Raw genomic sequence first — 20,068 nt, 5'->3', positions numbered from 1 at the left:
CGCCGCCAGGTCTTGATTCAAGTCGTGATGTTCAGTCGTGACGTTACTGTTTCGGCGCGGCGGCCGCCTCAGGCGCGTTGCCGTTCGCATTGCCGAAGTATCTGAAGAATTCCGAGTCCGGCCGCAACAGGAAACGCGTGTCGCCGGACTTGAGGCTGTTCTCATAGGCCGTCATCGAGCGATAGAACGCGAAGAAGTCCTTGTCCTTGCCATAGGCCTCGGCGAACAGGCGGTTGCGCTCGGCATCGCCCGCACCGCGGGTTTGCTCCGCGGTCGAGTTCGCATCGGCCACGATCACGGTCGCTTCACGGTCGGCCCTGGAGCGGATCTCCTGCGCCTTCTGGTCGCCCTGGGCACGGAACTCGGCGGCTTCGCGCTGACGCTCGGACTTCATCCGGTCGTACACCGCCTGGCTGTTCTGCTCCGGCAGGTCGGCGCGGCGGATGCGGACGTCGACGACCTCGATGCCGTAGCCGTCGGCCTCCTTGTCGAGCTGCTCCCGAATCCGGGCCATCAGCTTCTCGCGCTCGTCACGCACCACCGTGATGAAGGTGACCTCGCCGAGCACGCGGCGCAGCGCCGCATTCAAGAGCGTGGTCAGCTGCAGGTTGGCGGCCTGGATCGAGCCGACGCTGGTGTAGTAGCGCAGCGCATTCTTGATGCGGTAGCGCGCGAAGGCGTCGACCACCAGCCGCTTCTGGTCGGCGGCGATCACCTCCTGCGACGGGTTTTCGAGATCGAGGATGCGCTTGTCGACGTTGATCACCGAATTCCACGGCGCCTTGAAGTGCAGGCCGGGATCGGTGACGACCTCGACCGGCTCGCCGAACCGCAGGACGATGGTCTGCTCGGTCTGCTGCACGGTGAACACCGAGCTGTAGCCGACGGCGAGCACGATGAAGAGGACGATCAGGGACACAATGCCGGTGACAGGGGACCTCATCGGGTGGCTCCCTGCGGCTGGCCGGTCGTGGCCGGTGCTGCCGGCGGACGCCGCGGCGTCAGTTCGCCGAGCGGAAGGTAGGGCACGATGTTCTGGCCCTGGCCGCCGTCATAGACCAGCTTCTCGGAGCTACCGAGCACGCGTTCCATGGTCTCCAGATAGATGCGCTCGCGCGTCACTTCGGGTGCCTTCTTGTACTCTTCATAGACTTTCAGGAAGCGTGCGCTCTGGCCCTTGGCCTCGGCGACCGCCTGCTCCTTGTAGCCTTCCGCGGCTTGCAGGATCTGCGCGGAACGACCACGCGCTTCCGGCACGATCCGGTTGGCGTAGGTCTGCGCCTCGTTCTGCTTGCGCTCGAGGTCGGAGCGCGCCGCCTGCACGTCGCGGAATGCGTCGATCACCTGCGCCGGCGGATCGACCTTCTGCATCTGCACCTGCGCGATCTGGATGCCCGCGCTGTAGGAATCGAGCGTCTTCTGCATCAGCTCCTGGACGCTCTGCTCGGTGACGTTGCGCGCCCCGGTCAGGATCGGCTGGATCTGCGAGCGGCCGATCACCTCACGCATCGCGCTTTCGGCGACCGCCTTCACGGTGCCTTCGGGATTCTGGATGTTGAACAAATAGGCGCCGGCCCCGCCCGGCTTGATACGCCAGAGCACGGTGAAGTCGACGTCGACGATGTTCTCGTCGCCGGTCAGCATCAGGCTCTCTTCCGGCACGTCGCGCATGGTGCGGCCGCGCCGTGCGGGATCGTCGATCAGGGTCATGCCGATCGAGATCGTGTTGACGCGCAGCGCCTTCGGCAGCAGCACCGTCTCGATCGGATACGGCAGGTGATAGCGCAGGCCCGGCTGCGCATCGCGGACGTATTTGCCGAAGCGCAGCACGACGCCGAGCTCTTCGGACTGGACGCGGAAGATCCCGGTGGCGAACCAGATCGCCAGCGCGGCGACCAGCACCAGTGCGATGCCCATGCCGCTGAAATGACCGCCGGGCAGCCACTGCTGCAGCCGGTCCTGGCCGCGCCGCAGCAGATCCTCAAGATCCGGCGGCCTTGGCCCGGCCGACTGCGGACCCGAGCCCCATGGCCCTTTCGGACCCGAGCCCCATGGCCCCCCGCCTTGATTTTTCCACGGCATCAAACATCTCCTCGACAAGTCCGGACGGGACGCCCGGCCTCGAATGTCCGGCCCGGTTATAGGGGACCGCTCAGGCCCTTACAACGCAAGCTTCCTGGCCGGACGAGCTATGCGCCGGGCCACAATTGTCAATGCAAACATTGGTTAACCCCGGCCGCGCCGACGATATGTCACATAGGAGAAGTCGGCGCTGTCGTCCGGACCTGCCGGATTTCGCACGCGCGCGACCTCGTCCCACTCCTTTGCGTCGATTTTGTCGAACCGTGTGTCGCCGTCCGGCCGGGCGTGAACCTCGGTGATCTCGAGCCGATCGGCCGTGCCCATCCACTGCGCATAGATCTCCGCGCCACCGATGACGGCAATTTCAGTGGCGAAACGCCGCAGCGCGTCACCAAGCGCAATTGCGCGGGCATTTTCGAACGACGACGTGACGATGGCGCCGCGCGCGCGGTAGTTCGGATCGCGCGTCACCACGATGTTGGTGCGACCCGGCAGCGGCCTGCGCAGGGATTCGAAGGTCTTGCGTCCCATCACGACGGGCCGGTTGATGGTGATGGCCTTGAAGCGCTGCTGATCGGTCTTCAGCCGCCACGGAATTGCGTTGGCATTTCCGATCACGCCGTTCTCGGCAACCGCGACGACGAGCACGATCTCCATCAGCGGGCTCCTTCCGCGAGCGCCGACAGCGCCTCGCCGGAGACGCGGCAAATCGTCCATTCGTCCATCAGCTCGGCGCCGAGCGACTTGTAGAATGCGATCGACGGCGCGTTCCAGTCGAGCACCGCCCATTGCAAGCGCGACCAGCCATTGGCGAGGCATTGCTTCGCCAGATGCACCAAGAGCGCCTTGCCGATGCCCTTGCCGCGCAGCGCCGGACGCACGAAGAGATCCTCGAGATAGATGCCGTGGCGGCCGGCGAAGGTCGAGAAATTGACGAACCAGACCGCGAAGCCGGCCGGCTCGCCGTGCCATTCCGCGATGTCGCAAGTCAGCCGCGGGTTGGCGCCGAACAGCGCCTCGGCGATATCGGCCTCGCTGGCGTGGACCTCGTGCAAGAGCTTCTCGTAGTCGGCGAGCTCGCGGACCAGCGAGAACACCAGTCCGGCCTCATCGGGCCGCGCGCGGCGTATGGTCAGCGACATCTAATCCCTCAGACCGCGACTTCAGCCTTGATGTGCGGATGCGGGTCGTAACCCTCGAGTTTGAAGTCCTCGTAGCGGAACGCGAAGATATCCTTCACGTCGGGATTGATCGCCATCGTCGGCAACGGCCGCGTCGGCCGCGTCAATTGCAGCCGCGCCTGCTCGATATGGTTCGAGTAGAGATGTGCGTCGCCGAGCGAGTGCACGAAATCGCCGGGCTTGAGGCCGGTGACCTGCGCGACCATCATGGTCAGCAGCGCGTAGGAGGCGATGTTGAAGGGCACGCCGAGGAAGACGTCGGCCGAGCGCTGATAGAGCTGGCAGGACAATTTGCCGTTCGCGACATAGAACTGGAACAGGCAGTGGCACGGCGGCAGCGCCATCTTGTCGACCTCGGCCGGATTCCAGGCGCTGACGATCAGCCGCCGCGAGTCCGGATTGCGCTTGATCATCTCGATCACGTTCGTGATCTGGTCGATGCTGCGGCCATCGGGCGCCGGCCACGAGCGCCATTGCGAGCCGTAGACCGGGCCGAGATCGCCGTTGGCATCGGCCCATTCGTCCCAGATCGTGACGCCGTTGTCGTTGAGATATTTGATGTTGGTGTCGCCGGCGAGGAACCAGAGCAGCTCGTGCACGATCGCCTTCAGCGGCAACCGCTTGGTGGTCAGCATCGGAAAGCCGGCCGAGAGGTTGAAGCGCATCTGGTGGCCGAAGATCGACAGCGTGCCGGTGCCGGTGCGGTCGTGCTTCTCGGCGCCGTCGGCGAGGATGCGTTCGAGCAGGTCGTGATACTGGTTCATGGCGTTGGTTTCGGACCCTTCGGGGGAAGCGGCGAACTTAACGGCCGAGGCTGCCAACCGACATGCCGATTCGGCGGATTGCACCGATTATACCCTGAAAAGTGAGCACCCTTGCGCCAAACGACAAGGGGCGGAACCCGTGTTCCGCCCCTCATCTATCTGCTTGATCGCCTTGGCTTAACTGGCCGGCTTGAGCACCGGGGTCCATTTCGCGATCTCGCTTTTGACGAGGGTCGCGAGCGCCTCCGGCGTGCGGTTGGCGGGCGCCGGGATCACGCTGCCGAGCTCGAGCAGGCGCTTGCGCACGTTCTCATCGTCGAGCGCCTTGATGGCCGCGGCATTCAGCGTGACGATGATCGCGGGCGAAGTTCCCTTCGGCGCGAAGATCGCGTTCCAGGCCTGGGCCTGAAACGCCGGCAGGCCGGCCTCCGCCGTGGTCGGAACATTGGGCAGCGACGGATTGCGCTCGGGGGTCGCGACCGCATAGGCCTTGATGGTGCCGGCGTTGATCTGCGGCACCGCGTTGACGATCTGGTCGCACATGTAATCGACCTGGCCGGCGACCAGCGCGTTCATCGCAGGGCCGGTGCCGTTGAAGGGCACGCCGACCGGCTTGACGTCGAGGATCGAGTTCAACAGCTCGCAGGAGGCATGCGAGACCGAACCGATGCCGGCATGCGCGGCGTTGACCTTCTCGGCATTGGCCTTCACGTAGGCGACGAATTCCTTCAGATCCTTCGGCGGGAAATCCTTGCGGGCAAGGATCAGGATCGGCGTGCCGGCGAGCAGCGCGACCGGCTCGAAATCCTTCTCCGGGTGATAGGCGAGTTTCGGATAGAGCGGCACGGAAGCCGCGTGCGCGCCCATATGTCCGGTGACCAGCGTGTAGCCGTCATTGGCGGCGCGGGCGGCACGCGTCGTCGCCGTGGTGCCGCCGGCACCGACCACGTTCTCGATGACGATGCTCTGTCCGAGCGTCTGCGCCATGTGCGCGGTGACGATGCGCGAGATGACGTCGGTCGGACCGCCGGCTGCGAACGGCACGATCATGGTGATGGTGCGCGTCGGATAGTTTTGCGCGGAGGCCGGCACGGCGAATGCGCCCAGCGCCGCAAATGCCGAAAGGCATGCGCCCGCAAGCGAGCGAATGGACATCATCTCAATTCCTCCCGGGAACGTTCTGACCAAATAAAAATGCCGGCCAAATCGGCCGGCATTTTCATTTCATGAGACGACATCGAGTGTCGATTCGACTTCCGCCTGCGGCGCGCCGACGCAGGGCCGGCGCTCCTTGTTTGAGCATGATCTATCCGGAAAACCGCTTCACACTTTCCGGATCGTGCTTTAGCCCTCGGACTCCACGAACACTTCGTCGCGCTTCGCACGCAGGGTCGGCAGCACGGCGAGCACCAGGAGACCCGCCGCGATCGCCAGCAGCACCGCCGACAGCGGCCGCGACAGGAACACGCTCCAGTCGCCGCGCGAGATCAGGAGTGCACGACGCAGGTTCTCTTCCATCAGCGGGCCGAGCACCATGCCGAGCAGCAGCGGTGCCGGCTCGAAGTCGTGCTTGATCAGCCAGTAGCCGACCAGACCGAAGGCGCCTGCGAGCACGACGTCGACCGGCGCGTTGTTCACCGAGTAGATGCCGATCGCGCAGAACACCACGATCGAGGGGAACATCAGCCGGTACGGCACGCGCAGCAGACGAACCCAGATGCCGACCAGCGGCAGGTTGATGATGATCAGCATCAGATTGCCGATCCACATCGAGGCGATCATGCCCCAGACCAGGTCGGGCTGCTTCACCATCACCTGCGGACCCGGCACGATGCCATGAATGGTCATCGCCCCGACCATCAGCGCCATCACCGCATTCGGCGGGATGCCGAGCGTGAGCAGCGGGATGAACGAGGTCTGCGCCGCCGCGTTGTTGGCGCTCTCCGGCGCCGCCACGCCCTCGATCGCACCGCGGCCGAACCGCGACGGATCCTTCGCCAGCTTCTTCTCCAGCGTATAGGCCGCGAACGACGCAATCACGGCGCCGCCGCCCGGCAGGATGCCGAGGATCGAACCGAGCACGGTGCCGCGGACGATCGCCGGCGTGGAATCCACCAGGTCCTTCCTGGTTGGCATCAGACCGGTGATCTTCTGCTGGACCAGATCGCGGCTCACCTCGGCACCCGCGTCGAGGTTGCGGATGATCTCGGCAAAGCCGAACACGCCCATCGCCACCGTCGCAAAGCCGAGCCCGTCGGCAAGCTCGGGGATGTTGAAGGCCATGCGCGAGGCGCCGGTCTCGATATCGGAGCCGACCATCGACAGCAACAGGCCGAACACGATCATCGCGATCGCCTTCAGCACCGAGCCCTTGGCGAGCACTACCGCGAAGATCAGGCCGAGCACCATCAGCGAGAAATATTCGGCCGGGCCGAACGCCAGCGCGAGCTTGGTGAGCGGCGCGCCGAGCACGGCGATCAGCACGGTTGCGACGCAACCGGCGAAGAACGAACCGATCGCGGCGATCGCGAGCGCCGGGCCGGCGCGGCCCTGTCGTGCCATCTGGTGGCCGTCGAGCGCGGTGACCACGGAGGTCGCTTCACCGGGAATGTTGACCAGGATCGAGGTGGTCGAGCCGCCATACTGCGCGCCGTAATAGATGCCGGCGAGCATGATCAGCGCGCCGACCGGCGGCAGGCCGAAGGTGATCGGCAGCAGCATCGCGACGGTGGCGATGGTGCCGATGCCCGGCAGCACGCCGACCAGCGTGCCGACCAGCGCACCGATCAGGCACATCAGAAGGTTGATCGGCGAGAACGCGACCGCGAAGCCGTGGGCGAGATTGGCAAACAGTTCCATCACGCCCTCACTGGATCAGGAAACGCGGGAACATCGGCATCGGAAGTCCCAGCACGTAGGGGAAAAGCAGCGCGCAACCGATCGTCAGGCAGCCGCCGACGATGATGGCCTCGATCCATTTCGTCTCATGCGAGCCCATCGCCGCGATCAGGAAGGCGGCAAAGGCGGAGACCACGAGTCCGAGCGGACGGATCGCCACCGCGAAGAACACGATTGCCGCCGACACGAACAGCGGCCCGCGCCAGGAATAGGCCGCGATATGCGGACCATCCCGCATAACTCCCACCAGCGCCACAGCACCGCCGAGCAACAGCAGCAGCACAGCGAACATGCGCGGCGCGGTTCCGGCGCCGAACGAGAATCCGTGCATGCCCTGCAGATCGCTGGAGGCCCACAAGGCAAACAGCGCAACCGCCATCATGGCGAGCCCGCCGACAAAGTCCTGCGGGCCGCGCACCCATGTCGGCAAGATCGATTTGACCGGCGCCTCGCTCGGCGTATCGCTCATGACTTCGCTTCCCCCCGTCAGGGCTGTCCCGCCCGTTGTGATTGAATGGCTTGGCTTGTGGTGAGTTGACCGAAAGCCTTGCTAGCGATTTTCGTCAGACAACGCCAGCAAAACCCAAGAGACCTCCGGCAAGCAACATCCATAAGGGATTGATCCGTGTCGCAAAGGCAAGCGCGGCTGCGACAATGGTGATCAGGACCGCGATCCAACTTTGGTCTGATGTCTGCGCCACGATCAGGCCGGAGGCGGCCATCAACCCGATCGACAGCGGAACCAATGCCGCCTGAATGATCGCCGGCCAGCGCGCGTCGCGCGAGCGATCGAGGAAACGGCTCACATAATAGGCGAGCAGCGCGGTCGGTCCGCACATCGCCACCGTCGCGGCCAATGCCCCGCCGACGCCTGCGACAGAATAGCCTATCAGCGTCACGATCAGCACGTTCGGTCCCGGCGAGAGCTGCGAGATCGCGAACACGTCGGCGAACTGCTTGTCGGTCAGCCAGTGATGCACGTCGACCGCGGCGCGGTGCATTTCGGGGATCGCCGAATTGGCCCCGCCGACCGCAAACAGCGACATCAGGCCGAAGGTCCAGACCAGCGCTGCGATCGGGCTGGACTCCGAGCTCATGCCTTCACCATGCGGCGCGCCAGGACCGTGGTTGCAATGCTGAGCGGGATCGCCACCAGCAGCACGATCTGAAGCGGCCATCGGATCAGACCGATCGTGACGAAAACCGCGGACAGAATAACGAGGCCTGTGACATCGCGCCGCTTCAACAGCGGCATCATCATCTTGAGGACGACGGCGAATAGCAGCCCGACCGCGGCACAGGCCACGCCGGCGAGTGTCCGGCGCAGGATGTCGATATCGCCGTAGCGGGCATAGAGTGCGGCAAGGACGGTCGCGATCACCATCGGCGGCCCGACCAGCCCGGCGAAGGCCGCAAGCCCGCCGGCGATGCCGCGAAAGCACGAGCCGAATACGACCGACAGGTTGACGATGTTCGGACCTGGCAGGAAATGGCACAGCGCGAAGGTCTCGTTGAACTGCTCCGCCGTCATCCAGCGGTGCTGCTCGACGATCGACCGCCGGGCCCAGACCAGGACCCCGCCAAAGCCGGCCAGCGACATCTTGGCAAAGGCCAGGAACAGCTCGAGCAGGCCGGGCTGGAGCGGCGAAGACGGTACGGAGGCATCCGGCGCCGGGGCGGCAGCCGGCGGGGATTCCGGGAGCATGGGCAAATCTAGAACGGCGCCAGGACAGTGCCAAGGCACAGCGCAAAGACGCCGGCCAACCCAAATCGGCGGGTTTTCACACCTGAACAAGCCTGAATCGGCTCTGTTTTTCTCCGTCCGTGCCGCCTATATTGGGGGTGCCGGTTCGCCGGCTATGGAAATAAATGACCGTCGCAATAAACCATTCGGACCCGGGGGCGGTACCCGGCGCCTCCACCAAAACCCATCCCGAGCCGCTTGCTTCGGTGGCTTTTGGCGGGGGCGAAATAGGATCGACGAGGGCGTAAAGGGCGTGTTTTTTCTCGGTATGGTTCCGCCGTTATCGGGCTAATGCAATAGTTGCCAACGACAACTTTGCTCCGGTTGCTCAGGCTGCGTAACGCAGTTTGAAAGACCATCTTAAAGTCCTAACGGGTTAAGCTCCGTTAGGCGGGGTTCGGAGGCACCTGGCAACAGAAGCCTCCACTTTATTTTCCGATCGGGGCATCCGCCCGCATTTTCCGCTGCCAGCCCTGCTGATTTCCACGTCCCGGCGGAGTAGCATGGGAAAAATGGGCGAGTCGGACGGGTCCGGCGGTGCCTTGCCGGCATTTTCGAAGCGACAGGAATACGATGGCGACCGATCACATCCGATATGACGTGCTGGCGCGCGACGCGCTGCGCGGGGTGCTGCGCCGGGTCTTGTCCGACGCCGCCGAACATGGCCTGCCGGGTGAGCACCATTTCTACATCACCTTCCTCTCGCATGGCGACGGCGTGAAGCTGTCGCCGCGGCTGCTCGCGCAGTATCCGGAGGAGATGACCATCATCCTGCAGCACCAGTTCTGGGATCTGGTGGTGACCGAGGACAGGTTCGAGGTCGGCCTGTCGTTCGGCGGCATTCCCGAGCGGCTGAGCGTGCCGTTCGCCGCGGTGACCCGGTTCCTCGATCCGTCCGCACCGTTCGATCTGCGGTTCGACGTCTCGGAGGCATTGTCCGAGGAGGCCCCGCCCGCGACGGCACCGGCCTCTCCCCTTCCCGCACCGGCCGCCCGGGCGGCAGTCGAGACCGAGACGGCCGAGACCGAGCAGGAGCCCGCGAAGCCCAGCGAAGGCGCCGAGGTCGTGCGGCTGGACCGCTTCCGCAAGAAATAATCTAAACACCGATCGATCCTCGAGCTTGTAGGATGCTTTCGAGGACCGGGATGACAGATCGTCATCCCGGACTATCTTCTGCATGAACGTGCTTCCGCGCGGACGCTGTCGCATTGCCGCGGCGAAAAGCTGGCGCACCGCCGGATCACGTCCTGATGACGCAACGGAGAGCATCCATGGCTCAATCGACGACACCATCCAACGCCGCCACCCGTAGCGAGACCGACAGCTTCGGTCCGATCGACGTCGCCGCCGATCGCTACTGGGGCGCGCAGACCGAGCGCTCGCGGCAGAATTTCAAGATCGGCCACGACCGGATGCCGATCGCGATCATTCACGCACTCGCCATCGTCAAGCTCGCCGCAGCCGAAACCAATCGCGAACTCGGCCAGCTCGATGCACGCCGCGCCGACGCCATCGTCAGCGCCGCCAGGGAAGTGATCGAGGGCAAGCTCGACGATCATTTTCCGCTGGTCGTCTGGCAGACCGGCTCGGGCACGCAAACCAACATGAACGTGAACGAGGTGATCGCAAACCGCGCCAACCAGATGCTCGGCGGCGAGCTCGGCGCCAAGCAGCCGATCCATCCGAACGATCACGTCAACATGAGCCAGTCGTCGAACGACTCGTTTCCGACTGCGATGCATATCGCAGCGGCGGACCGCATCATCGCTGACCTGATCCCCGCCCTTACCGAGCTGCATCGGGCATTGCACCAGAAGCAGGAAGCGTTTGCCAAGATCGTGAAGATCGGACGCACGCATACCCAGGACGCGACACCGCTGACGCTCGGCCAGGAGTTCTCCGGCTACGCCGCGCAGGTCGAGAGCGGCATCGCGCGGCTGCAGTCGGCGGTGAAGGAGTTGTTCCCGCTGGCGCAGGGCGGCACTGCCGTTGGCACCGGCCTCAACTCGAAGCCGGAATTCGCGAGCACCTTCGCCAGGCATGTCGCCGAGATTACCAAACTGCCGTTCACCAGCGCGGCCAACAAGTTCGAGGCGCTGGCTTCCAACGATGCCTATGTGCTGGTGCATGGTGCGATCAATTCGGTGGCGACCGGCCTGTTCAAGATCGCCAACGATATCCGCTTCCTCGGCTCGGGCCCGCGCTCGGGCCTCGGCGAGCTGGTGCTGCCCGAGAACGAGCCGGGCTCGTCGATCATGCCGGGCAAGGTCAATCCGACCCAGTGCGAGGCCATGACCATGGTCTGCTGCCAGGTGTTCGGCAATCAGACCACGATCACCGTCGCGGGCAGCCAGGGCCATTTCGAGCTCAACGTGTACAAGCCCGTGTTGGCATATTGTATGATAAATTCCATTCAGTTGCTATCTGACGTTGTCCGCTCATTTACTGAGCATTGCGTTGTCGGAATACGCGCCGACGAAAAGCGCATCAACGAGCTGATGCAGCGCTCGCTAATGCTGGTGACGGCGCTCGCGCCGAAGATCGGTTACGACAACGCAGCCAAGGTTGCGAAGTCGGCGCACGCACGCGGAACGACGTTGAAGGAAGAGGCTTTGCGGCTCGGATTTGTAACTGCCGACGAATTTGATCGCCTCGTGCAGCCGGACAAAATGACACACCCCGGCTGAAGCGAAACGCGCAATGTCCGGATAATTACGGTCAGCGCGCGTGATATAATTATGGATCATAACGCCTAAAGGCTAAGGCTGTTTGCCTATCAGCTCTGCGCTGACGCATGGTACAGACGTGTAGTTTTCGCAGAGCGAAACGGATTCTTTGATGCTATCAGAAGCATCAAATGGGGATTCGGGATGGATATCGAGCCGGGCGCTTTGCGCGATCGCTCTTGCTTTCATCACGATGCATCACCAATTCCGCTCTGGGGACGATAAGGACGACGAGCATGGGCGACGTGGTCAACCTGAAACGATTCAAGAAGCGCGGTGAGCGCGAACAAGCAGCAAAGCAGGCCGAAGCCAATCGTGCGCTGTTCGGTCGCACCAAATCCGAACGAGCGCGTGACGAATTTCTCGGCGAGCGCAGTACGCGCGTGCTCGATCAGCACCGCATCGAAAGTGGTGACGCATCATGAAGTCTCCCGTCGTCAAGCGGTCGATCGTCGTCGCTGGTCACAAGACCAGTGTCAGCCTCGAAGAAGCCTTCTGGAACGGCATGAAGGAGATTTCCGGTCTGCGGAACATGACGCTGTCGGAGTTGGTCGGCGAGATCGACAACAACCGTCAGCAGGGCAATCTGTCCTCCGCGATCCGGCTTTTCGTGCTCGACTACTTCCGTTCGCGCGCCACCCCGGCCGTGCCGACGGATGTCAGGCCGCAACAGGTCGACACGCGCCAGCAGGCCTGATGGCCTTGCCGACCGTCGATTCAGCAGACGGTCGTTCCGCTGCGTGGACTTCAGCATGAAGGTCAATCGCATCGTCGCGAACGTTGCCGCATCAGATGTCGCGGCAGCGAAGTCGTTCTATCGCGATATCCTCGGCCTCGAGCCGCTGATGGATTTCGGTTGGGTTGCGACTTACGGTTCATCCGAAACGATGCAGGTTCAAATCAGCTTCGCCTCCGAAGGCGGCTCCGGCACGCCGGTGCCCGATCTCTCGATCGAGGTCGACGATCTCGACGAAGCGCTGCACCGGATGCAGGGCGCCGGCATCGCGATCGAGTACGGACCGGCGGACGAGCCATGGGGCGTGCGGCGCTTCTTCGTCCGCGATCCGTTCGGCCGGCTGATCAATATTCTCCAGCACCGATCGTAGGCTCTGGATTCCTGTTCCGACGGGTTTTCGTCACGCGAACCGGCCCCCACTTCGCTTGAAGCGCTTTCTAGTTCTGCATCGCCGGCCGCGGCGGCGGATTGGCGACCTGCGGCGTCAGCGACAGCGGCGGCCGCAGCGGCCTCGACCTGGCAGCGCCGGGCACTGGCTTGACCTCGATCGGCGGCGGCAGCGGTGCCAGCTGCGGCTGGCTCGCAACCGGCGCAGGCGGCGCGAGCGGCACAGCGGCAGGTGCTGTGGCAGCCGGCGGGACGATCGGCGGCCGCGGCGCAACGATCTTCGGCTTCGCCGGCACGCGGCGCGGATCAGGGCCGGGCACCGGCAAGTTGGCAGAAGGCACTCCCGCCGAATTCGGATTGGACGCGTCCGGCGCCGGCGCGGCGGGCGGCGGAAGGGCCGCCGGGGTCGGAGGCGGCACCGGTTCGCCCCGCTCGATCGCGTCGAGCCGCTTGGTCTCCCGGTCGATCGCGCGCACCGCCAGCCACGACGACAACGGCGCAATGTCGACGCTGCGCGACAATCCGTCGGGTGTGCCCACCGCAAGCAGCTGGATTTCCGGGCGGCTGGTGGCCGTGCCGATCTGCGTCGATGTCAGCGCGGTGCGGATGTCGGCCTGGTCGGCCGGAATGTCGTAGCCGCCGGACACGATGACGTTGGCACCGTTCGCCGCAAGCGTGGTGGTGCCGATCCGGATCCGGCCGTCGCGGATGTTGAAGGGAATTTGCGCCGAAGCGACCGACAGCCCGCCGGCTGCCAGTGCCGGTTCGACGATCTGCCTCAGCCGCGCATCGTCGGTCGCCTGCCCGGAATCGCTGGCGCGGATCGCAACGTCGAACGCGCGCGGATCGAGACCCGGAAGGTTCAGCCCCTCCAGCGTCACGGCGCCGCTGCCGGACAGCGCACCGACCAGCGCCGCGGCGCTGCGGCCCTGCGTCAACAACGTCATCTGCATCGAAGTGCGTGCCTTGGGCATCGCGAGACTGCGGTAGCGCAAGGCCGAGCCGTCGACGCCCGAAAGCTGCACATTTGCATTCAAGGCGAGTCCATTGACGCCCTGCCGCGCATCGATGGAGGCGGTCGCCTCGCCGCCGCCGATCTTGCCCTTGACGCCGTCGAAGGTCAGCGACTGCCCATCCGACCTGATGGTGCCGCTGACCGGCTGCAGCTCGGCGCCGCCCGGCAGCAGACCGTGCAGCGCTTCGAACGTGACCTTGCCGCGCCAGGCGCTTGTCAGTCCCTGGCCGAGCGGCTCGGTCGCATCGTGACCGGCCGCGCCGATCGCCGCCGCGAAGATCGGCGCCAGCGTGATCTGATCGAGGCCGACTTCGCCATCGATGCTCTTCTGGTCGGCGAGCGTCAGCGCCAGCCGGCCGCGCAGCCGCGAACCAGCGACAATGCTGTCGAGATCGTCGAAGGTCAGCCTGTCACCCGCAAGCGTGAGCCGCGACGACAGGCGGATGTTGGCCGCCGGATCGGATGATTTCAGATTGAGCAGCGGACTGATGTCGGCGCTGCGGACGCGGAGGCTGACGTTCGATTTGCTCTCCCCGGCCCCATCCTTCGGCCACGGCTCCGCGGTCCCCTCCGCATCCGCGTCGAGCCCGGCGCCCCAGAGCCTCGCCTTCAGCCGCAACGGCGCGTGCCACGCGCCGCTCGCGGTGCCCTCGAACCGCGTCACCCCCGCACCGGCTGCGACCGCGCGGTCAAGCCCCAGCAGCGCCAGCAGCGCATTGCCCTCGCCGGCGGAGAATTTCGCTTCGGCCGTGACGTCGCTGTTGCGAAGTGCGTCGAAATCCAGCGCGCGGATCGCAGCCACCGACGGCGTCGCCGAGATCACCGTATTGCCCTTGAGTTGCGGCGTGTCGAGATCGACCGTCGCGCGCGCGCTGACGCGATCGGCGGCGTTGCCCTTGCCGAGGTCGAGCGCGAGCCTGGCACGGACCGGGCCGGCATCCGCGCGCAGCACGCCGAGCCGCGCGGCAAGCGCCGGCGCGAACGGCTGAACCATAGCCGTCAGCCGGCCAAGCGACGCGGCGGTCGCATCGACGGCGAGCTTGCCGGTCGAATTGGCGCGATCGAAATTGCCGCTGCCATCCAGCGTGACATTGTCGGGCTGACCGATCTTCACGCGCTCGAGCACGATGTTGTTCGGGCTGTAGGCGATCTTCGCGAGCAGCGGCCGCAATTCCTGCCCCGAGGAGATCGCGCGCCCGACATCGAGCGACAGCCGCGCCTCGTCCGGCCATTCGGCTTGCGGGCCGGCCAGCGAGCGGATGAATGTTGCGGTCGCATCGAGATCGAGCCGCTCCGCCTTCAACTGTGCCTCGACCTTCGAGCCGCTCGTCGCCTCGCGATGCGCGACCGCGACACGGCCCTCGACCGCGCCGCCCTCGATTTCCGCCTTCATCGCGTCGATCGAAAAACCGGCCGGCGACACCGTGACGTCGCCGCGCAACCGCAGCGGCTTCTGGCTGCGATAGGCGATGTCGCCGCGCCCCTGCAGCCAGCTCATCAGCGTATCGGGGTCGGACGATTCGATGTTGAGCGCGGTCTTGAAGCTGCTCGAGGCTCCCCCTTGCGCGCTGGCGCCGCTCATCGAGACCCGTGTCGATCCCGGCGCGCGAAACTCCAGCCGGCGCACGGTCCATGATTTCGCATCCGATTGCAGCTCTGCCGAGACGTCCTGCAACGGACGGCCGCCGAGCATGATCTGCTCGGAGGTGAGCTCCACCTGCGCCGGGATCGGGCTTTTGCGGAAGACCCGACAACACCGCGCGCATCGCCGGCAGCACGCGGACCGGCTCGACATTGCCGTTATTGCCGTCCTTGGCGTCATCCTTGGCGGCGAACTTGTCGCCATCGAGCTGCCGTGCCGAAAGCGCGGCGCGCAGCAGCGGCGACGCACCGAACCGGAGATCGCCATTTCCTGCGAGCTTCAGCGCGCGGTCCTCGCCGCCGTAACTGACCTCGACCTGGTCGAGACGTGCCGCCGAATAATCCGATTTCACCTTGGCCGCGATCCGCCAGGGCGGCATGTCGCTGCCGCCGCGCTGGCCAGGTGTTCCCGCCAGCGTCACGGTGCCCTCGAACCGCGGCGCGCGGGCCTCGAAGGTCAGGATGCCGTCGAGATCGGCCAATACCGGACGCTGGCCGGGATCGATGTTGAAGTGCAGACGGGTGCCGCTGCCGTCGGCGCTTTGCCCCGAGGAGATCCGGAACGGGTAGCGGTTGCCGTCGAACATGAAATTGCCGTCGCCGCGGACCGCGCCGGCAAGCGAGCGGACATCGCCGCTGAAGGCAATGTCGTTCAGCTCGAGCGTGCTGCGGCTTGCGGCATCGTGCAGTGCGATGCGTCCGGTCAGATTGAGGCGATCGATCGCCAGCGAAGCCAGGTTGAAGCTCCCGCTCGACGGCGACCAGTCGATCCGCCCCTTTGGATCGAGCCCGAGATCGAGCGACATGCCGTTGATGGTGAGCTCGTTGGCGCGCCACTCGCCGCGCATCAGCGAGCTGAGGCTGAACTCGACATCGAGATTGGCGGCCCGGACCTTGCCGAGGTCGTTGGCGCCGCCGATGGTGACGGTTTTCAACCGCAGCGAGGGCGCGGGCAGCAGGCGCGCGTCGAGATTGCCGGCGACACGAACCGGCGTGCCGATGATCTTGGACGCCTCCGCCTCGAACTGCGGCCTGAACCGGTTCCAGTCAACGAAATACGGACCGACCAGCGCGGCGACCAGTGCAAGAATGAAGGCGATTGCCAGGCCGAGCAGCGTCGTCTGCACGGTGTCTCCCTTTGAGCCCGCTCCGCGGTGCTGAACCCTCGGCCGGAGCAACCCAAATATAGAGACAAGTATGGCGAAGTCACAGCGGCATTACCGCTGCGACGTCAGGCGGATGACGGTTTTCCGCTCAAGCGTGCCTGCACACCGGCCGTCGCGGCGGGGTTACGGCCCTGCCGCGCATCGGGGATGTCACCAGCTGGCCGGGAGCCGCTTCAGCCCGCGCAGCACGAAGGTCGGGCGCCACTCCGGATTTTCCGCGTCATCGAGCCGCAGGTCGGGGATCCGGCGCAGCAGCGTCGAGATCGCGATCTCGGCCTCGATCCGCGCCAGCTGGGCGCCGAGGCAGAAATGGATGCCGCCGCCGAACGACAGCGGCTTCACGTTCGGCCGCTGGATGTCGAGCTTCTCGGGATGGTCGGGATACACAGCCTCGTCGTGATTGGCCGAGCCCAGCAGGCACAGCACGCTCTCCCCCTTCGGGATGCGCTTGCCGCCGAGATCCTCGATGTCTTCCAGCGCGACGCGGCCGGTCAGCTGCACCGAGGAATCGTAGCGCAGGAACTCCTCTATCGCATTGGTGATCAGGCCGGGATTGGCCTTGAGCAGCGCGAGCTGGTCCGGGTTGCGGAACAGCGCGAGCAGGCCGTTGCCGATCAGGTTCACGGTCGTCTCGTGGCCGGCGCCGAACAGCAGGATGATGTTGGCGGTCAGCTCCTCGTTGGTCAGCTTCTGGCCGTTCTCCTCGGCCTGCACCAGTTGCGTGGTGAGGTCGTCGCCGGGCTGCTTGCGCCGCAGCTCGAACAGCTGGTGGAAATACATCGCGGCCATCGCGTTGCCGGCGTTGCCCTGCTTGATCTCCTCCGCCGACAGCGGCACCGGCTCGAGCAGGCGTCCGCCGTCGCGGGAGCCATTGTAGAAGGCATCGCGATGCTCCTCGGGGATGCCGAGCATGTCGCAGATGATCGTCACCGGCAGGCGGAACGCGAAATCCTCGATCAGGTCCATCCGTCCCTGCGGAATGATGCGGTCGAGCGTTTCGTCGACGACGTGCTGAATCCGCGGGCGCATGTCCTCGACCCGGCGCGCAGTGAACGCCTTGACGACGAGGCCGCGCAGGCGGGTGTGGTCGGGCGGATCCTGCTGCAGCATCCAATGGCTCATACTGCGGATGACCGGCTCCTCCATGATCTTGGGGCCGTAGCGGCGGATCGAGCGCTCGACATAGTCTTTGCCGAAGCGCTTGTCGCGCAGCACGAGGCTCGCCTCGGCGTGACGGCTGGCCACGAAGGCGCCGTGCGCGTTGACATGCATCGGATCGAGGCGGCGCAGCCGCTCATAATACGGATAGGGATTGCGAATGAATTCGGGCGCCAGTGGATTGAAAAGCGGCTCGCCGCTGTCCGGCTGAACTTGCTCGTTCATGGTGACCTCGTTCGTGCGCTACGCCGGTGCCTGCACTCTGGCGCGCCTTGGTGTCATCCTCAAGACCGCACCAACACGGGTGCGGCCATTCTGGTTTTTGGCAACTCTGGTTTTGGCAAATGCAACTCGATACACTCTTGTATCGAGTTGCATTGTGCCCTAAACTGCAACGATGTCAAGGGTCCGAACCAGACCGACACGGGACGACACCTGCGAGAAGCTGTTCGAGGCGGCGGCGCGGGTGTTCGAGGAACAGGGAATCGGCGGCGCCAGCATCGAGGCGATTGCGGCCGCGGCGGGTTTCACCCGCGGCGCGTTCTACTCGAACTTCAAGAGCAAGGACGAGCTGATCTTCGCGATGCTCGAGGATCACGTCGAGCAATCGATCCGGCGCAATCTCGATTTGCTCGCCAAGCACCGGGACCTCGCCGACTTCCTGCAGGCATTGCGCACCATGGACCGCAGCCGACAGGATCCGCTCGGCCGCTCGCCTCTCCTGCATATGGAGATGATCCTGTTCGTGGCGCGCGCCGAGAAGCGCAGGCCCGAGCTCGCCAAGCGCCTGCGCGCGCGGCGCAAGCTGATCGCCGACATCGTCGAGACCGCGCAGAAGAATAGCGGCAGGAACGCCAGCCTCAATCCGGACTGGACCGGCGCGATCGTGCTGGCGCTGGAAGATGGTTTCCGCCTGCACCGCCTGATCGATCCGGAGACCACACCCGCCGACAGTTGCCTGCGCGCGATCACCGATCTGCAGCGGGCGATCGGCGTTTCATCCGCCTGATGCGTCAGGCCGCGCTGGCGGCCTTGTGCATCTGGCCGGCGACGGCCCGGACCTTGCGCGGCGAAGCCTGCCAGATCGCGAATGCCGACAGCAGGCTGACGGCGATGCCGAGCAGGAACGCGCTGGTATAGCTGCCCGAGAGATCGTAGAGCTGGCCCGTGATCCAGGGGCCCGCGGCGCCGCCCGCGAGCGCGGCCAGCATTACGGTGCCGAAGATGCTGCCGTATTGCTTGCCCTGGAAGATCTCGAGCACCACCGGTCCCATCACCGATGTCAGGCCATAGCCGAGCGCGCCCTGGGTGAAGACCATGAGATAGATCAGCGCCATGCTCGGCCAGTATTTCAAGGCGGCGAGCGCGGCAAAGCAGATCATGAAGCCCAAGCACGAGATCGCCCACACCCATTCCCGGCCGATGCGATCGGAGAGATGCCCGAGCCAGATCTGGCCGGGAATGCCGAGCAGGCTGACGACGCCAAGCGCCCAGACGCCGACGTTGGAGCTGAAGCCGATGTCGAGCAGGAATTTGGTCTGGTGCACCTGCACCGCATACCAGATGTACAAGCCGCAGAAATAGCCGGTCGCGATCCACCAGAACCGCGCGGTGCGTAGCGCACGCGACAGCGTCCAGTCGGTGCCGGCCCAAACCGGATCGACGATGTTCGATACCGGCTTCGCCGACGTCGCCGTCGGCGCCGCATCGCCGTCCGGCTGCAGGCCGATGTCCTCCGGCCGCTTGTGCAGCAGCAGGTTGATCGGTGCGAGCACGACCAGCACCACGATTCCCATCGCGGTGCAGGCGGTGCGCCAGCCGGTGTGCTCGATCATGTGCTGCACCCATGGCAACAAGGTCACGGAGCCGATGCCGACGCCGGCGAAGGCAAGCCCGATCGCGAGGCCACGGCGGCGGATGAACCAGTTCGGTACGAACAGCGATTGGCCGGAATAGCCGAGGCAGACGCTGCCGGAACCAACCAGCACGCCGATGGTGAGATAGAGATGCCAGGGCTGCGTGGTCAGCGGCGCGAGAAGCAGGCCGGAGCCCATCAAGAGCACACCGAGTTCCATCACCGCGCGCGGACCGCTGCGGTCCATCAGCCGGCCGATCAGCGGGCTCGCGATCGCGGAAGCGACAAACCCGAACGAGAATGCACCTGCGGTAACGCCGCGCTCCCAGCCGAATTCTGAGATGATCGGCGGATAGAACAGCGAGAACGCCGTCCGTGCGTTGACGCCGATCGCCATGGTGACGAAGGTCACCGCGACGATGATCCAGCCGTAGAAGAAGGGAAATCGCATGGGGTCTGAGGTGCCGGGGTTGGAGGACGAATATCTGTTTCAGCCCGCGCCTCGCTGACGGTCAAGTCCCTTCGACCGATAAGGTGGCTTCAGGCGAGCGTATTCCATCAGGCCGCGTCAATTCGTTCAAATCAACCGCCCAACTGTGTGAAGCAATTCATAGACAGTCAGGCCCAGCGCGGCAGACTTGCGCGCGATGTCGATATCTCGGCCATGTCAGCTGACCTTCGGTTGCCTGCCGGAATTCCGAGCACGCTCCATCGG

At 65.1% G+C, this 20,068-nt stretch carries 19 protein-coding genes, 1 other RNA gene and 1 pseudogene; 7 read left to right on the top strand and 14 right to left on the bottom strand.

What is annotated here, in order from left to right:
• Positions 1–43 precede the first annotated feature (43 nt).
• The 10 genes from hflC to ACVW1C_RS32235 all read right to left on the bottom strand — a co-directional run bounded on the left by hflC (position 44) and on the right by ACVW1C_RS32235 (position 8,630).
• Entirely contained in the window at positions 44–943 is a 900-nt protein-coding gene (gene hflC, locus ACVW1C_RS32280) for a protease modulator HflC (protein ID WP_456761717.1), read from the bottom strand.
• Complete coding sequence (hflK, locus tag ACVW1C_RS32275) at positions 940–2,082, bottom strand: FtsH protease activity modulator HflK (protein ID WP_456761716.1); 1,143 nt, start codon at positions 2,080–2,082, stop codon at positions 940–942. The genes hflC and hflK overlap by 4 nt, the downstream gene beginning before the upstream one ends.
• A 144-nt stretch (positions 2,083–2,226) precedes the next feature.
• Entirely contained in the window at positions 2,227–2,739 is a 513-nt protein-coding gene (locus tag ACVW1C_RS32270; RefSeq protein ID WP_456761715.1) for a dihydrofolate reductase, read from the bottom strand.
• Positions 2,739–3,224, bottom strand: a complete 486-nt coding sequence (locus ACVW1C_RS32265; protein WP_456761714.1) for an N-acetyltransferase family protein — start codon at positions 3,222–3,224, stop codon at positions 2,739–2,741. Before ACVW1C_RS32265 ends, ACVW1C_RS32270 begins: the two co-directional genes overlap by 1 nt.
• An 8-nt stretch (positions 3,225–3,232) precedes the next feature.
• The gene (locus ACVW1C_RS32260) at positions 3,233–4,027 is read right to left on the bottom strand and encodes a thymidylate synthase (RefSeq protein ID WP_456761713.1); all 795 of its coding nucleotides are present in this window, start codon (positions 4,025–4,027) and stop codon (positions 3,233–3,235) included.
• A 177-nt stretch (positions 4,028–4,204) separates the two neighbouring features.
• Positions 4,205–5,185, bottom strand: coding sequence for a tripartite tricarboxylate transporter substrate-binding protein (locus ACVW1C_RS32255; protein WP_456761712.1), 981 nt, complete (start codon positions 5,183–5,185; stop codon positions 4,205–4,207).
• A gap of 186 nt (positions 5,186–5,371) precedes the next feature.
• Positions 5,372–6,886 (bottom strand): tripartite tricarboxylate transporter permease, encoded by a 1,515-nt coding sequence (locus tag ACVW1C_RS32250; protein ID WP_456761711.1) that lies wholly within the window; start codon positions 6,884–6,886, stop codon positions 5,372–5,374.
• 7 nt (positions 6,887–6,893) lie between these two features.
• On the bottom strand, positions 6,894–7,394 hold the full coding sequence (locus tag ACVW1C_RS32245; protein ID WP_173637955.1) for a tripartite tricarboxylate transporter TctB family protein: 501 nt from the start codon (positions 7,392–7,394) through the stop codon (positions 6,894–6,896).
• Positions 7,395–7,488: 94 nt separating this feature from the next.
• Positions 7,489–8,022 (bottom strand): chromate transporter, encoded by a 534-nt coding sequence (locus ACVW1C_RS32240; RefSeq protein ID WP_456761710.1) that lies wholly within the window; start codon positions 8,020–8,022, stop codon positions 7,489–7,491.
• On the bottom strand, positions 8,019–8,630 hold the full coding sequence (locus ACVW1C_RS32235) for a chromate transporter (protein WP_456761709.1): 612 nt from the start codon (positions 8,628–8,630) through the stop codon (positions 8,019–8,021). Before ACVW1C_RS32235 ends, ACVW1C_RS32240 begins: the two co-directional genes overlap by 4 nt.
• A gap of 100 nt (positions 8,631–8,730) precedes the next feature.
• Here ACVW1C_RS32235 and ssrA point away from each other — a divergent pair.
• From ssrA to ACVW1C_RS32205, 6 genes are all read left to right on the top strand, one after another.
• Positions 8,731–9,097: a transfer-messenger RNA gene (ssrA, locus tag ACVW1C_RS32230) on the top strand.
• 145 nt (positions 9,098–9,242) lie between these two features.
• A complete protein-coding gene (locus tag ACVW1C_RS32225; RefSeq protein ID WP_456761708.1) occupies positions 9,243–9,764 on the top strand; it encodes an SspB family protein in 522 nt (173 codons plus the stop codon).
• A 176-nt stretch (positions 9,765–9,940) separates the two neighbouring features.
• The gene (gene fumC, locus ACVW1C_RS32220; protein ID WP_456761707.1) at positions 9,941–11,356 is read left to right on the top strand and encodes a class II fumarate hydratase; all 1,416 of its coding nucleotides are present in this window, start codon (positions 9,941–9,943) and stop codon (positions 11,354–11,356) included.
• Positions 11,357–11,631: 275 nt separating this feature from the next.
• Positions 11,632–11,820, top strand: a complete 189-nt coding sequence (locus tag ACVW1C_RS32215; RefSeq protein WP_173637960.1) for a DUF4169 family protein — start codon at positions 11,632–11,634, stop codon at positions 11,818–11,820.
• Positions 11,817–12,092: a ribbon-helix-helix domain-containing protein gene (locus tag ACVW1C_RS32210; protein WP_024580116.1), complete on the top strand. Its 276-nt coding sequence runs from the start codon at positions 11,817–11,819 to the stop codon at positions 12,090–12,092. Before ACVW1C_RS32215 ends, ACVW1C_RS32210 begins: the two co-directional genes overlap by 4 nt.
• 55 nt (positions 12,093–12,147) lie before the next feature.
• Positions 12,148–12,501 carry a VOC family protein gene (locus tag ACVW1C_RS32205; RefSeq protein WP_456656769.1) on the top strand — a complete coding sequence of 118 codons (354 nt, stop codon included), beginning with the start codon at positions 12,148–12,150 and terminating at the stop codon, positions 12,499–12,501.
• Positions 12,502–12,568: 67 nt separating this feature from the next.
• On the opposite strand, the gene ACVW1C_RS32200 is transcribed toward ACVW1C_RS32205, so the two are convergent.
• The 3 genes and pseudogenes from ACVW1C_RS32200 to ACVW1C_RS32190 form a co-directional block, all read right to left on the bottom strand.
• On the bottom strand, positions 12,569–15,250 hold the full coding sequence (locus ACVW1C_RS32200) for a hypothetical protein (RefSeq protein ID WP_456761706.1): 2,682 nt from the start codon (positions 15,248–15,250) through the stop codon (positions 12,569–12,571).
• Between the two features lie 739 nt (positions 15,251–15,989).
• A pseudogene (locus ACVW1C_RS32195) lies at positions 15,990–16,301 on the bottom strand (AsmA family protein); the annotation flags it as partial.
• Between the two features lie 189 nt (positions 16,302–16,490).
• Entirely contained in the window at positions 16,491–17,723 is a 1,233-nt protein-coding gene (locus ACVW1C_RS32190; protein WP_456761705.1) for a cytochrome P450, read from the bottom strand.
• Between the two features lie 172 nt (positions 17,724–17,895).
• Here ACVW1C_RS32190 and ACVW1C_RS32185 point away from each other — a divergent pair, with 172 nt between their 5' ends.
• Entirely contained in the window at positions 17,896–18,507 is a 612-nt protein-coding gene (locus ACVW1C_RS32185) for a TetR/AcrR family transcriptional regulator (RefSeq protein ID WP_456761704.1), read from the top strand.
• Between the two features lie 4 nt (positions 18,508–18,511).
• On the opposite strand, the gene ACVW1C_RS32180 is transcribed toward ACVW1C_RS32185, so the two are convergent.
• Positions 18,512–19,804 (bottom strand): MFS transporter, encoded by a 1,293-nt coding sequence (locus ACVW1C_RS32180; protein ID WP_456761703.1) that lies wholly within the window; start codon positions 19,802–19,804, stop codon positions 18,512–18,514.
• Between the last annotated feature and the right edge of the window lie 264 nt (positions 19,805–20,068).

The sequence above is a fragment of the Bradyrhizobium sp. USDA 4011 genome (genome assembly GCF_054063415.1).
This window is presented reverse-complemented; position numbering and strand designations above follow the sequence as displayed.

Coding starts and splice junctions, on each gene's coding strand:
- hflC (WP_456761717.1), bottom strand. CDS start 943: ATGAGGTCCCCTGTCACCGGCATTGTGTCCCTGATCGTCCTCTTCATC.
- hflK (WP_456761716.1), bottom strand. CDS start 2,082: ATGCCGTGGAAAAATCAAGGCGGGGGGCCATGGGGCTCGGGTCCGAAA.
- ACVW1C_RS32270 (WP_456761715.1), bottom strand. CDS start 2,739: ATGGAGATCGTGCTCGTCGTCGCGGTTGCCGAGAACGGCGTGATCGGA.
- ACVW1C_RS32265 (WP_456761714.1), bottom strand. CDS start 3,224: ATGTCGCTGACCATACGCCGCGCGCGGCCCGATGAGGCCGGACTGGTG.
- ACVW1C_RS32260 (WP_456761713.1), bottom strand. CDS start 4,027: ATGAACCAGTATCACGACCTGCTCGAACGCATCCTCGCCGACGGCGCC.
- ACVW1C_RS32255 (WP_456761712.1), bottom strand. CDS start 5,185: ATGATGTCCATTCGCTCGCTTGCGGGCGCATGCCTTTCGGCATTTGCG.
- ACVW1C_RS32250 (WP_456761711.1), bottom strand. CDS start 6,886: ATGGAACTGTTTGCCAATCTCGCCCACGGCTTCGCGGTCGCGTTCTCG.
- ACVW1C_RS32245 (WP_173637955.1), bottom strand. CDS start 7,394: ATGAGCGATACGCCGAGCGAGGCGCCGGTCAAATCGATCTTGCCGACA.
- ACVW1C_RS32240 (WP_456761710.1), bottom strand. CDS start 8,022: ATGAGCTCGGAGTCCAGCCCGATCGCAGCGCTGGTCTGGACCTTCGGC.
- ACVW1C_RS32235 (WP_456761709.1), bottom strand. CDS start 8,630: ATGCTCCCGGAATCCCCGCCGGCTGCCGCCCCGGCGCCGGATGCCTCC.
- ACVW1C_RS32225 (WP_456761708.1), top strand. CDS start 9,243: ATGGCGACCGATCACATCCGATATGACGTGCTGGCGCGCGACGCGCTG.
- fumC (WP_456761707.1), top strand. CDS start 9,941: ATGGCTCAATCGACGACACCATCCAACGCCGCCACCCGTAGCGAGACC.
- ACVW1C_RS32215 (WP_173637960.1), top strand. CDS start 11,632: ATGGGCGACGTGGTCAACCTGAAACGATTCAAGAAGCGCGGTGAGCGC.
- ACVW1C_RS32210 (WP_024580116.1), top strand. CDS start 11,817: ATGAAGTCTCCCGTCGTCAAGCGGTCGATCGTCGTCGCTGGTCACAAG.
- ACVW1C_RS32205 (WP_456656769.1), top strand. CDS start 12,148: ATGAAGGTCAATCGCATCGTCGCGAACGTTGCCGCATCAGATGTCGCG.
- ACVW1C_RS32190 (WP_456761705.1), bottom strand. CDS start 17,723: ATGAACGAGCAAGTTCAGCCGGACAGCGGCGAGCCGCTTTTCAATCCA.
- ACVW1C_RS32185 (WP_456761704.1), top strand. CDS start 17,896: ATGTCAAGGGTCCGAACCAGACCGACACGGGACGACACCTGCGAGAAG.
- ACVW1C_RS32180 (WP_456761703.1), bottom strand. CDS start 19,804: ATGCGATTTCCCTTCTTCTACGGCTGGATCATCGTCGCGGTGACCTTC.